A 12,578-nucleotide genomic window follows, 5' to 3' on the forward strand; every position below is an offset into this window, starting at 1 on the left:
CCCGGCGCCCGCCTCCACCGCGCGGGGGCGGAATCGCCACAATTCCCCGCCCTGCCGCCCGTTCCGGGCACCCTCCCCGCACCGCCCATACCTTGCGGAACTTGAAGCCGCCGATAACGGCCCAAGCTATCTGTGCATGCGCCAGTAACCGGCGCCCGCAATGTGAAGGAGGCCTCTCATGTGGAAGCGATTTTCGGCCCTGTGGACGCTGGTTCGCCGCGACGGGCGCCTGTTCTGGTACGCGCTGCGCCATCCGGACGCGCCGCCCTGGCTCAAGCCCGCCGCCATCGGGCTGCTGCTCTACGCAATCTCGCCGATCGACCTGGTCCCCGACGTGGTCGCGGGCCTGGGCATTGTCGATGACGTGGTGCTGATTCCGCTGGCGGTGCACCTGATCCTGAAGCGCCTGCCGCCGCATATCCTGCGCCAGGCGCAGACGCGCGCCACCGCCACCACGGTCCGGCCGCACTGACGGCATCGCTCAAAGCCAAAGCCCCGGGGCAGCGCCTGCCGCCCCGGGGCTTTTGCTTGCCTGCCTGGCTGTTGCTCAGTTCGGCAGCAGGATGGTCGAGCCCGTGGTCTTGCGCGCTTCCAGGTCGCGATGCGCTTGCGCCACCTCAGACAGCGCGTAGCGCTGGCGGACGTCGATCTTCACCTTGCCGGTGGCCACGGCGTCGAACAGGTCGGCCACCATCGGCTCCAGCAGTTCGCGGTGCACCACGTAGGTCATCAGCGTCGGCCGCGTCAGCCGCAGCGAGCCCTTGTTGCCCAGCACCGACAGGTCGAACGGCGGCACCGGGCCCGAGGCGTTGCCGAAGCTGACCATGGTGCCGCGCGGCGCCAGGCAGTCGAGCGAGCCCTGGAAGGTGTCCTTGCCGATCGAGTCATAGACCGCCGGCACCCCCTTGCCGTTGGTGATCTCCCTGACCCGCTCCACGAACGACTCACGCGTGTAGACGATGGTGTGGGCGCAGCCGTTGGCGCGCGCCAGTTCGGCCTTCGCGTCGCTGCCGACGGTGCCGATCACGGTCACGCCGAGCGCCTTGAGCCACTGACTCGCAATCAGGCCGACGCCGCCGGCGGCGGCATGCAGCAGCACCGTGTCGCCCGGCTGCACCTTGTAGCTGTCGCGGATCAGGTACTGCGCCGTCAGGCCCTGCAGCATCATCGCCGCGGCGGTGTCGAACGGGATCGCATCGGGCAGCCGCACCACGATATCGGCCGGCATCACCCGCACCTGCGCGTAGGCGCCGGTGGGTCGGCCAGCGTAGGCCACGCGGTCGCCCACGGCGACGTGGCGCACGCCCTCGCCCACCGCTTCGACCACGCCGGCGCCTTCCATGCCCAGCCCGCCCGGCAGCGGCTGCTTGTACAGCCCGGTGCGGAAATAGACATCGATGTAGTTCAGGCCCACCGCCTCATGGCGCACGCGCAGCTGGCCGGGGCCGGGCTCGCCCACCTCGACATCGACCCACTGCATGACTTCGGGACCGCCGGTCTGCTCGATCCGGATGGCTTTGCTCATCTGTGTCGCTCCTTCGCTATGGTGTTGCATCGATCGGGAATTCAACTGGCCGCCGCTTCGTCGACCTCGCGGGCAAGCCCGGCGATCAACAACTCGGCAGTGGCCACGTTGGTGGCGCAGGGCACGTTGTGCACGTCGCAGGCGCGCACCAGCGCGTTGATATCGGGTTCATGCGGCTGCGGCGTCATCGGGTCGCGCAGGAACACCACGGCGCGCACCAGGCCTACGGCCAGTTGCGCGCCGATCTGCAGGTCGCCGCCCCACGGCCCCGACAGCATGCGCGTCACCTCCAGCCCGACCTCGTCGATCAGGCGCCCGCCGGTGGTGCCGGTGGCCAGCAGCTCGCACTGCGAAAGGAAGGCGCGGTGGCGCGTGGCGAAGGCAACGATGTCGTCCTTCTTGTGGTCGTGGGCGATCAGCGCGATGCGGGGGCGAGTCATCAGGGGTTCCTTGTTGCGGGGTCGGTGAACGTCAGGAAACAGGAGAAAGCAGCGGGATCAGAAGGTGCCCGGGTAGGCGCCGCCATCGAGCAGGATGTTCTGCCCGGTGATGTAGCCGGCATGGCGGCTGCACAGGAACGCGCAGGTGGCGCCGAACTCGGCCGGCTCGCCGAAGCGGCGCGACGGGTTCGCCGCGGCGCGGCGTTGCGCCACCTCATCGACGCTCAGGCCAGCCTTCTTGGCGCCGCCTTCCATGGTCTTGAGCAGGCGGTCGGTGTTGAACGGGCCCGGCAGCAGGTTGTTGATGGTCACGCCGTGCTGCGCCACTTCGCGCGCCACGCCCGCGACAAAGCCGGTCAGGCCCGAGCGCGCGCCATTGGACAGGCCCAGCACATCGATCGGCGCCTTGACCGCGCCGCTGGTGATATTGATGATGCGGCCCCACTTGCGCGCGATCATGCCGTCGACGGTGGCCTTGATCAGCTCGATCGGGGTCAGCATGTTAGCGTCCAGCGCGGCCAGCCAGTCACTGCGCTCCCAGTCGCGGAAGTTGCCCGGCGGCGGGCCGCCGGCGTTGTTGACCAGGATGTCGAGGTCGCCCAGCTTGGCCACGGCGTCCAGCGCCGCCTTGCGGCCTTCGGGCGTGGTGATGTCGGTCGCCACCGCGATCACGCGGCGGCCATGGCGCGCGCGCAGGCCGGCCGCGGCCTTCTCCAGCGCCTCGGCGCCGCGCGCCACGATCACCACGTCAACACCCTCGGCCGCCAGCGCGTCGGCGCAGGCAAAGCCCAGGCCCTTGCTGGCGCCGCATACCAGCGCATGCTTGCCGCGCAGTCCCAGATCCATGTCTTTCTCCTTTTGTCTGTTGTCTTTGGGGGGGCCAGCTCCGGGGCCGGCCCGGAATCACGTCTTTCTTGCCGACAGCAAATACATGCCGCCCATCACCAGCGCGCTGCCGGCCAGCTGCACGCCGCTGACGGGCTCGCCCAGCAGCCAGAAGGCCAGGAACAGCGTCGACACCGGGCCGATCATGCCCGCCTGCGACGCCATCGGCGCGCCGATACGCGACACCGCCACCATGGTCAGCGACACCGGCAGCACGGTGCAGAACACCGCATTGACGAGTGACAGCCACATCACCGGAGCCGGCTGCGCCAGTTCCGCCACCGGCCGGCCCAGTACCAGGTACTGGATCACGCAGCAGGCGGTCGAGACGCACATCGCATACGCCACCAGGCGCAGCGAGCCGATACGCCGCACCAGTTCGCCGCTCAGGATCAGGTAGATACCATAGGTCATGGCGCTGCCCAGCACCAGCGCGCCGCCCAGCCAAACCTGGCTGCCGCTGACGTCCAGGTCATGCGCGAATACCAGCACGATGCCGGCGTAGGCGAGCAGCAGCGACAGCCACTGGCGCATGGCGATCGGCCGGCGGAACACCAGCGCGGTGGCCAGCAGCACGAACGACGGCGTCAGGAACAGGATCAGCCGCTCCAGCCCGGCGGTGATGTATTGCAGGCCGATGAAATCGAGGAAGCTCGACAGGTAGTAGCCGATAAAGCCGAGAAACACCACGCGGCCGCGATCCGCCCACGACAGCGGCGCCAGCCGGCGCGACTGCCACCAGCCGATCGCCATGAACAGCGGCACCGCGAACAGCATGCGCAGCGTGATCACCATCACCGCATCGACGTTGTAGCGGTACATCAGCTTGGCGACGATCGCCTTGGCGGAGAACAGCACCGCGCCGACGGCGGCGATGACAAGGCCCGAGCGCTGCGGCGACGGCAGCGCGGCAGGTGCGGCGAGAGACTTCTGGGAGGCGGGCACGGGGAATACAGGGGAAAGCGGGCGGGCACGTCGGCCCCGCGAAACGACCCGACGATTGTATTCGAAAAGACGCAATGGCATCGGGCATCACCTCGGCGGCTCCGGCCACCTTCCTGGCCACCTTTCCTGCCCCCTTCCTCGGTATACTCTGGGTCACCTTACCCACTGCACCAGGTTCGTGCCCCAGCCCTCCGACCCGCCTTCCGGCAAGACCGCCGCAGACTACGACTTCACCGAGCAGGTGGGCCACCTGCTGCGGCGCGCCTACCAGCGCCATGTGGCGATCTTCCAGCAGACCATCCCGGATTCGCAGCTGACCGCGGCGCAGTTCGTGGTGCTGTGCGCGGTCAGGGACCGCCAGCCGTGTTCGATGAACGAGGTGGTGCGCGCCACCGCCATCGACCAGGCCACGGTGCGGGGCATCATCGACCGGCTGAAGTCGCGTGAGCTGATTGCGGTGTCGCACGATCCCACTGACCGGCGCAAGGTGGTGGTGACGGTCACGCCCGACGGGCTGGCACTGATCGATGAGACCGTGCCGTTTGCGAAGGAAATCTCGGAGCAGACCTTCGGCAGCCTGAATCCGGCCGAGCGTGTGGCGGTGACTTACCTGCTGCGCAAGATGAGTGAGATCGACGAGGGGAACGGCGTCTAGGGTCCACGGACGCCGAGGGTTTTCTCCCCTCTCCCGCTTGCGGGAGAGGGGAGAAAACTGTCAGCTATTCATCGCCGCCAGCGCCGCCAGCACCGTCTCGGGCACGAACGGCGGCCGGCGCAGCCGCACCCCCATCGCATCGAACAAGGCGTTGGCAAGCGCCGGCGCGCCCGGCAGCGAGGCCGATTCGCCCGCGCCCAGCGGCGGCTCCGACTGGCGCGGCATCAGCACCACTTCAATCGGCGGGATTTCCGGGAAGGTCAGCAGCGGATAGCTGCCCCATTCGCGGCTGGCGACCCCATCCGCATCGAAGCGCACCTGCTCCTTCAGCACCCGGCTGAGGGTCTGCACCACGTTGCCGTGGATCTGGTGGCGCACGCCGTCGGGATTGACCATCATGCCGGTATCCTGCCCGACCACCACCTTCTCAATGGTGATGCGGCCGCTGCCGGCATCCACCGCCAGGTCCACCACCCAGGCCGACCAGGCTGCGCCGAAGCCCGGGAAACGGCTGTGGATATAGCGGGCATAGGCCACGCCCCGGCCGCGCAGCCGGCCTTCGGCATCCGCGATGCCCCGCGATCCGGCCACGCCCCGCTGCCAGCCAGCCGCTTCAGCCACGGCACGCAGCAAGGCCGCGGCACGTACATCCGGCAGGTGCCGCAACCGGAAATCCACGGGATCGGCACCCGCCTCTGCCGCCAGCTCATCGATCACGCACTCATGCGCAAACGCATTGGGCAGCGCCGACACGCCACGCAGCCAGGACGCGCGCACGATCGCGGGGGTGTCGTCGCAACCTATGCGGCGCGCGCCATACGCGTATGGCGGCACGGCGGTGCGATCGCCCATCTCCAGCGTGCGCGGCGCGTTGGGCACGGCACCGGTCAGCACCAGCGCCAGCGTGGGCGCATCGTTGGACGGATAGCGGCTGGTGAAGTCATAGCCAAGCAGCGCGCCGTCCGGCCCCAGCGTGGCGCTGACGTCCATCAGCTGGGCCGCGCCCTTGGGCTCCCACAGGTGTTCCTGTTCGCGCGATAGCTGCACGCGCACGGGCCGCCCGACCGCGCGCGACAGCAGTGCCGCGTCGGCGCAGACATCGTCGGCGCAGTTGCGCCCGTAGCAGCCGGCGGCCTCCATGCGCACGACCTCGATACGGTCTTCGCCGAGCCCGCACAGCCTCGCCAGGTCGATGCGCAGCACATGCGGGTTCTGCGTGCCGGACCACACCGTCAGGCCATCGTCATGCCAGTCGGCCACGGCGCATGACGGGCCGATCGAGCCATGCATCTGGTACGGCCAGACAAAGCGCCGCTGCAAGACCGTGCCGGCGCCGCTTGCCGGCGGCTCCCCGTCGGACAGCAACTCGCGCCGCGTGGCCGGATTGGCGCGCAGCGCGGGCTCCGGATCGTCCAGCGCGGGCAGCGGCGGCACCGGCTTCCAGCGCACGCGCAGCCGGCGCGCGGCCTGGACCGCGTATTCCTCGCGCTCGGCCACCAAGCCGACAAAGTCGCCCTGCACCACCACATCGACCAGGCCGGGCACGTCGCGCACGGAGTCGCGGTCGACTTCCAGCAGGCTGTTGCCGACAAAGTCGCCGCTGTCGCGCCCCGCATACGGCGGTCGCACCACGCGGCCATGCAGCATGCCGGGCACGCGCACGTCGTGGACAAAGGTCAGCGCGCCGCGCACCTTGCCGGGAATATCGACGCGGCCCGCGGCGCGGCCGACGATGCGGTAGGACTCGACCGGCTTGGTCGGTATGTCTTCGGCCAGCGGCAGTTCCAGGTGCTCGCCGGCAAGCAGCGCGCCATAGCCGATGCTGGCCTGCGTGCCGGGATCGCGGAACACGCCGTCTTCTGCCTCCAGCCCGCCGGCCTCCACGCCGAGCCGCTGCGCGGCACGCGCCCGCAGCCACGCACGCGCCTGTGCCGCGGCGCGGCGCAACGGCAGCGCCGAAATCTGGATCGATGCGCTGGCGATAGTGGGACCCTGGTTGGGGGTGGCTTCGGTATGGCCAAGCACCATGCGTACGCGTTCGAGCGGCACGTCGAGTTCTTCCGCCACGATCTGCGCCAGCGCCGTGCGGATGCCGGTGCCGAGGTCGACGTGGCCGTTGAAGGCCAGCACCTCGCCGCTGTCGCGCACGGCAATGAAGATGTCCGGCAGCGCCGGCACGTAGTCCGAAGCCGCGCCGGGCTGGCCCGGCGCGGGCCGCGGCGCCGCCTGCGGGGCGCGCGTCACCAGCAGCACGCCGGTGGCCTGCAGCAGCGCCAGCCGCAGCGTGCGCGGCGTTTCGGCGTCGGCCTGTGCCGAGGGTTGCAGGTTGGTTGCCGTCATCGTTCTGCCATCTCCTTCACCGGCTGCGCCCCGGGGCGCCCGTTATACTGCAAGCCAACAGTGGAATAGCCCAAGCATCGACCATGACGATCACGACCGCGCCCAAGCCAACCGCAAAGCGGGCGCCAGCCGGCACGCGGGCCAGACAAGCGCAGGACAGCCGCGACCGCATCCTGAAGGCTGCGATCAAGGTCTTCGCCCAGCGCGGCTACGACGGGGGCCGCATCGAACGCATCTCGTCGCTGGCCAAGACCTACGACCGGATGATCTATTACTACTTCGGCAGCAAGGAAAAGCTGTTTGTCGAAGTACTGGAGACCATCTACCTGCAGCTCAATGAAGCCGAGCAGCAGCTGGAACATGAGCTCGACGCCGCCGACCCCGTGCGCGCGCTGTCGCAGCTGATCGACTTCGTCTGGCAGTACTACCTCGACCATCCGGAGTTCGTCGCCATCCTGACCAGCGAGAACATGAGCCAGGGCAAGCACGCGAAGAAGTCGGTGCGGCTGCGCGAGATCTCCAGCTACGCGCTGTCGGTGCTCGACGGCATCCTCGCGCGCGGCAAAGCCGCGGGGCTGTTCCGGCCCGACGCGGGCGCGCGCGATGTCTATATGGTGATCGCTTCGCTTGGCTACTTCTACAACTCCAACCATCATACGCTCAGCGCCTTCCTGGGCGAACCCATGATGAGCCCGCCCGCGCTGGCGCACTGGCGCGATGTGATCCAGCAGACGGTGCTGCGCGCCGTGGCCGTGCCCGGCGCGGTGCCGGATGCGGATGTGGCGCCGCCGGCCGCGCCGCGCAAGCCAGCCCGCGGCCGGCGCGCGGCGGCAGGCTGACGCCAGGCCCGGCCGCGTCGCCACGCCTCAGGCGGCGGCGCGCACGCCGGCAACCTGCGCCAGTGCCTCGTCGCGCGTCAGCACGGTGGCGTATTTCTGCGCCATGTCGAACAGGTTGGCGTCATGCGGACCCAGCGCGCGGTCGCCCACGCAATCCGACACCACCAGCGGGCGGAAGCCCAGCGACATCGCGTCAACCACGCTGGCGCGCACGCAGCCGCTGGTGACGCAACCCGCCACCAGCAGCGTCTGCACGCCACGCTGCGTCAGCCAGGCCGCCAGCGAGGTGCCGAAGAACGCCGACGGCACCGTCTTGCGCACCACCAGTTCGCCCGGCGCCGGCGCCAGCTCCGGCACGATCTTGCTGTTGTGGCCATCCTCCTTCAGCGTCAGCATGCCCGGCACCTTCAGCGTGAAGATGTTGTGGTCGCTGTCGTCGTCGGCGAACACGATGCGGCTGTGCGCCACCGGCCAGCCCTGCTCGCGCGCGGTGCGCAGCAGCGGCTGGGTATTGCGGATCGCCTCGGGGATGTTGCCGCCGCCAAACACCGCCGGGTCGGCGAAGCCGTTGACGAAGTCGATGATCAGCAGGCCGTATGGGGCCTTCAGTGGAATCGACGCGCCGAAGCCCTGACGCTGGTAAGTCTGCACGGCGTCATCCATGGCGCGCGTCCTTGTAGAGAGAAGCGGCCGGCGCGTGGTGGCCGTCCATCACCTTGCCGCGCACCACCACGGGCTCGCCGTCCAGGCTGACGGTGCAGTGGCGCACCGGGATATCGATATGGCAGGCCGTGGTGCGGCTGCCGCCGGCTTCGTTGTTGGGACCGAACGAGCACAGGAAGTTGCCCTCGTAGGCACGCGCATCCATGCCGATGGTGGCCTCGCGGTCGTACATCGCCAGCGCCGACCAGCTGGCGCGCGGCTGCAGGCCCCAGCCGATATGCGACATGGCATAGGCCTCGGGGTCGTTGAACGAGGCCATGTAATCGGCCAGCAGTTCGGCGTCCACGCCTCCCTCGATGCGGCGCACATAGCCGGCTTCGACCGTGATGCGGATCGGCGCCTGGATGTAAGACTTCATCGGCAGCAGGATGTCGCCGCGGTCCAGCACGATGGTGCCGTTGGTGCCGCCCTCGTCCGGCCAGGTCAGCACGAAGCCGCTCGGCCAGTGGTCCCAGCGGCCGGGCTCGTCGACAAAGCCGTACTCGCTGATCGCCGGGAATTCGCCCAGGCGGCAGCGCAGGTCCATGCCGGCGTCGGACACGATATGCATCTCGCGCGCCTTGCCCAGCCGCGCGGTCGCGGCCTTGACGCGGGCACGGTCGGCCTCGGTCGGCACCAGCCGTGCCAGCACTTCGGGCGGTTCCACCGCCAGCAGGATCCTGGTGCCTTGCGCCAGGATCTCGTGCTGCTCGGGCGAGAACAGCAGCGTCATCAGGTCCAGCACCAGGTCGCTCGCCTTGAGCGCAGCGATGGCGGCGGGATTGCCGGTGAGCGGCGTGGTACCGAGGTAGGCCAGCGCGTCGCGGCTGAGCGCCTTTTCGCCGTTGACAGGCGGCAGGTCGAGCCGGTTGACGATGGCGCCCATCGATGCCGCCGCCACCATCGCGGTGCGCAGCGTCTGCGGATGCGTGGCGGCGCCGGTCAGCACGGTGACGGTCTGTCCCGGCTCAAGCTTCGACAGCGTCAGCACCTGCTTCCACGCCGCGGTCAGGTCGTAATCGCTTACGGGCATGTTCGCTCCTTGATCAGTTCAGCGCCGCACCCAGGAAGTCGCCGAAGGCGCGGTAGAAGCCGGCCTCGTCGTCCCACGGGATCATGTGGCCGGCGTTGGCGACATGCGCAAGCAGCAGCGCGGGCAGCAGCTTGCGCATCTCCTGCACGTCTTCCTCGCGGATCACGTCGCCGCGGCCGGCGGTCATCAGCAGAGCCGGCACGGCGACGTGCGGCAGGTCGGCGTGGATATCGTCCTCATGGAAGCCATTGAAGCTGGCCAGGATCGCGCGCTCGTCGCAGGTATGCAGCCATTGCGCGCGCAGGCGCAGCTGGTCCTCGGTCCAGGTCGGGCAGAAGCGGCGCATGCCTTCCACGTCGATGCCCTGCTGCGCCAGCCGGATCGAATCGATGTACCACGGCAGTTGCGACGGATACGGGCGGCGGCCCGGGCCCGACACCGGCGGATCGACCAGCACCAGGCGCGTCAGGCCTGCCGGCTTGCTGCGCGCGGCGCGGATGCCGATGCGCGCGCCCATCGAATGGCCGACGATGGCGTAGCGCTGCAAGCCAAGCGCTTTGGCAAACGCGATCACATCGGCAGCCTGCGCATCGAGGCTGTAGTCCAGCTCAGCGCCGGCCTGCGACAGGCCGCGGCCGCGCACGTCGAGCACATAGGTATCGAACTGCCGCCCGAACTGCTCGCCGACAAAGCCCCAGGTCACTGCCGGGCTGGTGATGCCCGGCACGATGATGACGGCATCGCGCTGCGCGCGCGCGCCGCCCTGCCCACCATAGCGCAGGTAGTGCTGGCGGATGCCGTTGGCGTTCACGTTGGCGCCGTAGAGAAAGGTGCTGTCTGCCATGGCCGCCCCCTTCAGTACGCGCCCGACAGCAGCGCGCCGGCGCCCGGCACCACCGGCTCCAGCCCGAGCCGCTTCAGCAGCGCATAGGTGGTGGCGACGGCGGCGGTAACCACCGGCTTGCCGGTCATTGCCTCGACCTTGGCCACGGCCGGCAGCGACGGCATCTGCACGCACGCCGACAGCACGATGACATCGGCGTCGGCCGTATTCATCTGCGCGACGATCTCCGGCAGCCGCGCCGGGTCATGGCGGCCCACCTCAAGGTTGTCGGGGATTTCCAGCGCGCGGTAGTCGACCACCTCATAGCCTTCATTGCGGATGTAGTCGACCACCAGCTCGGTCAGCGGCTTCATATAGGGTGCCACCACGGCGATGCGCTTCGCGCCCATCACCTTGAGCGCATCCACCAGCGCGCCGGCGCTGGTGATCACCGGCGCGTCGCCGCCGTTCTCGGCGGTATGCGCCTGCAGGCGCTGCTCGGACACGCGGTGGTAGCCGTGGCCCATGGCCATGATGGCCACCAGGCAGGCGTAGCCGAGCACGTCGACGCGGGCGTCGCTCAGTTCCACCGCGCAGCGGTCGGATTCGGCGTCCATGGCCGCCAGCTCTTCCTTGACCACCTTCTTCATCCGCATCCGGCTTGAGTGGAAGGTGAAGCGTTCCGGGCGCACCAGCTGGCGCGCGGCCAGCATCGCCGGGATCTCGGTTTCCATGGTGGTGTTGGAGCTCGGCACGATCTGGCCGATTCGGAAAACTTTCTGCACTGTCGACTCCGTCATCTGTTTGTCTGTCTACCCTGCCTGCTTCGCCCTGGCGGGCTCTGCATGCTGAGATTTATTGTAGTGTACACACTTTATCTAGGCAAACAGAATCTGCGCCGCCGCGAATTCACTCGTTCAGTGCATACTTAACTAATCAATCCCTGTTTTTGCGCGTAAATTCACCGATACAGCGCGATGTGCGAGCGTCTTCACGTTTTCAGTAAGGGTTTTCCATAGGTTCATCAATTTCTTCTTTTACTTTGATATTTTGAGTGTGTACACTCGTTTTTAACGGTCGGCCGAGTGGCCGCCCCAGCCCCCATCGACCTTGTGTCATTGCCAGGAGAAAGAACGTGCAAGGCAAACCGCGAATCGCAGTTGTCGGCGCCGGACTCGGAGGGACGGCCGCGGCCGCCCTGCTGCAGCGAGCCGGCTTCCAAGTCAGGCTGTATGAACAGGCACCGGCGTTCTCGCGCCTGGGCGCGGGCATCCATGTGGGGCCCAACGTGATGAAGATCATGCGGCGCATCGGCATCGAGAACGCCCTCAACGACATGGGCTGCCACCCCGACTACTGGTACAGCCGCGACGGCCTGAGCGGCGAGGTGATCGCGCAGATCCCGCTGGGCGACTACGCGGAGCGCCACTACGGCGCCAGCTACCTGACTGTGCACCGCGGCGACTTCCACAAGTTGCTGACCGACGCCGTGGCTCCCGACACGCTGTTCTTCAACAAGAAGCTGGAAAGCGTCACCGACCAGGGCGACGTGGTGCAATTGCGCTTCGCCGACGGCACGGTCGAAGAGGCCGACATCGTGATCGGCGCGGACGGCGTCAACTCGCGCATCCGCGAGACGCTGCTGGGCGCCGAGCCGCCCAAGTACACCGGCTACGTGGCGCACCGCGCGGTGTTCCCGATCTCGCGCGTCAAGGGCTTCACGCATGAGCGCTGCACCAAGTGGTGGACCGACGACCGCCACATGATGGTCTACTTCGATACCAGCAAGCTCGACGAGATCTACTACGTCACCGGCGTGCCCGAGCCCGACTGGGACATGAGCAAGAGCTGGGTCCCGAGCAGCATCGAGGAAATGCGCGCCGCATTCGACGGCTGGCACGAGGGTGTGCAGTCGCTGATCGAAGGCACCGTCGAAGTGACCAAGTGGCCGCTGCTGGAGCGCGACCCGCTGCCGTTGTGGAGCCGGGGCCGCCTGGTGCTGCTCGGCGATGCCTGCCACCCGATGAAACCGCACATGGCACAAGGCGCCGCGATGGCGATCGAGGATGCCGCGATGCTCACGCGCTGCTTCACCGAGACCGGCGTGGACGACTTCGCCTCGGCATTCGCGCTGTATGAAGCGAACCGCAACGAGCGCGCGAGCAAGGTCCAGCTGGTCTCGCACAACAACACCTGGCTGCGCAGCAACGAGAACCCCGACTGGTGTTTCGGCTACGATGTCTTCAACGTGCCGCTGGTGTCGGCCGGGACCGGGACGCTGTCCGCAGCGGCCTGACGCCTGACCAACCCTGTTCGCCGCAGCCCCTCATCGAAGGGGCGCGGCGCAGCGATGCGTGATGCTCAAACCGCCCCCAGCCCCCCGATGAACAC

General features: G+C 68.3%; 13 protein-coding genes. 4 read left to right on the forward strand and 9 right to left on the reverse strand.

Annotated features, from left to right (window positions below; all coding sequences use genetic code 11):
- Nucleotides 1-178 precede the first annotated feature (178 nt).
- Nucleotides 179-472: a YkvA family protein gene (locus AC3WRI_RS32215; RefSeq protein WP_010809243.1), complete on the forward strand. Its 294-nt coding sequence runs from the start codon at nt 179-181 to the stop codon at nt 470-472.
- Nucleotides 473-547: 75 nt separating this feature from the next.
- Here the strand turns inward: AC3WRI_RS32215 and AC3WRI_RS32220 are convergent, their stop codons facing one another.
- The 4 genes from AC3WRI_RS32220 to AC3WRI_RS32235 are packed head-to-tail and all read right to left on the reverse strand — an operon-like array spanning nt 548 to nt 3,756.
- Entirely contained in the window at nt 548-1,525 is a 978-nt protein-coding gene (locus AC3WRI_RS32220; RefSeq protein WP_058696962.1) for a quinone oxidoreductase family protein, read from the reverse strand.
- Nucleotides 1,526-1,566: 41 nt separating this feature from the next.
- Entirely contained in the window at nt 1,567-1,968 is a 402-nt protein-coding gene (locus AC3WRI_RS32225; RefSeq protein ID WP_174549480.1) for a methylglyoxal synthase, read from the reverse strand.
- A 54-nt stretch (nt 1,969-2,022) separates the two neighbouring features.
- Entirely contained in the window at nt 2,023-2,811 is a 789-nt protein-coding gene (locus AC3WRI_RS32230) for an SDR family oxidoreductase (protein ID WP_010809246.1), read from the reverse strand.
- A gap of 57 nt (nt 2,812-2,868) precedes the next feature.
- Nucleotides 2,869-3,756, reverse strand: coding sequence for a DMT family transporter (locus AC3WRI_RS32235; protein WP_037024398.1), 888 nt, complete (start codon nt 3,754-3,756; stop codon nt 2,869-2,871).
- 217 nt (nt 3,757-3,973) lie between these two features.
- On the opposite strand from AC3WRI_RS32235, the gene AC3WRI_RS32240 reads away from it, so the two are divergent.
- Nucleotides 3,974-4,450, forward strand: coding sequence for a MarR family winged helix-turn-helix transcriptional regulator (locus AC3WRI_RS32240; RefSeq protein WP_010809248.1), 477 nt, complete (start codon nt 3,974-3,976; stop codon nt 4,448-4,450).
- 60 nt (nt 4,451-4,510) lie between these two features.
- Here the strand turns inward: AC3WRI_RS32240 and AC3WRI_RS32245 are convergent, their stop codons facing one another.
- The gene (locus AC3WRI_RS32245) at nt 4,511-6,790 is read right to left on the reverse strand and encodes a xanthine dehydrogenase family protein molybdopterin-binding subunit (RefSeq protein WP_492294940.1); all 2,280 of its coding nucleotides are present in this window, start codon (nt 6,788-6,790) and stop codon (nt 4,511-4,513) included.
- A gap of 83 nt (nt 6,791-6,873) precedes the next feature.
- On the opposite strand from AC3WRI_RS32245, the gene AC3WRI_RS32250 reads away from it, so the two are divergent.
- Complete coding sequence (locus tag AC3WRI_RS32250) at nt 6,874-7,629, forward strand: TetR/AcrR family transcriptional regulator (protein WP_011614796.1); 756 nt, start codon at nt 6,874-6,876, stop codon at nt 7,627-7,629.
- A 27-nt stretch (nt 7,630-7,656) separates the two neighbouring features.
- Here AC3WRI_RS32250 and AC3WRI_RS32255 read toward each other — a convergent pair whose 3' ends face one another.
- The 4 genes from AC3WRI_RS32255 to AC3WRI_RS32270 are packed head-to-tail and all read right to left on the reverse strand — an operon-like array spanning nt 7,657 to nt 10,972.
- Nucleotides 7,657-8,292 carry an N-carbamoylsarcosine amidohydrolase gene (locus tag AC3WRI_RS32255; protein ID WP_010812894.1) on the reverse strand — a complete coding sequence of 212 codons (636 nt, stop codon included), beginning with the start codon at nt 8,290-8,292 and terminating at the stop codon, nt 7,657-7,659.
- The gene (locus tag AC3WRI_RS32260) at nt 8,285-9,364 is read right to left on the reverse strand and encodes a 2,5-dihydroxypyridine 5,6-dioxygenase NicX family protein (protein WP_058696964.1); all 1,080 of its coding nucleotides are present in this window, start codon (nt 9,362-9,364) and stop codon (nt 8,285-8,287) included. The genes AC3WRI_RS32255 and AC3WRI_RS32260 overlap by 8 nt, the downstream gene beginning before the upstream one ends.
- Before the next feature lie 13 nt (nt 9,365-9,377).
- Nucleotides 9,378-10,208 carry an alpha/beta fold hydrolase gene (locus AC3WRI_RS32265; RefSeq protein WP_492294942.1) on the reverse strand — a complete coding sequence of 277 codons (831 nt, stop codon included), beginning with the start codon at nt 10,206-10,208 and terminating at the stop codon, nt 9,378-9,380.
- An 11-nt stretch (nt 10,209-10,219) separates the two neighbouring features.
- The gene (locus AC3WRI_RS32270; RefSeq protein ID WP_010812897.1) at nt 10,220-10,972 is read right to left on the reverse strand and encodes a maleate cis-trans isomerase family protein; all 753 of its coding nucleotides are present in this window, start codon (nt 10,970-10,972) and stop codon (nt 10,220-10,222) included.
- Between the two features lie 350 nt (nt 10,973-11,322).
- On the opposite strand from AC3WRI_RS32270, the gene AC3WRI_RS32275 reads away from it, so the two are divergent.
- Nucleotides 11,323-12,483, forward strand: coding sequence for an FAD-dependent monooxygenase (locus AC3WRI_RS32275; protein WP_492294943.1), 1,161 nt, complete (start codon nt 11,323-11,325; stop codon nt 12,481-12,483).
- The last annotated feature ends 95 nt before the right edge of the window (nt 12,484-12,578 follow it).

It is taken from the genome of Cupriavidus sp. FW305-27, from assembly GCF_058787995.1.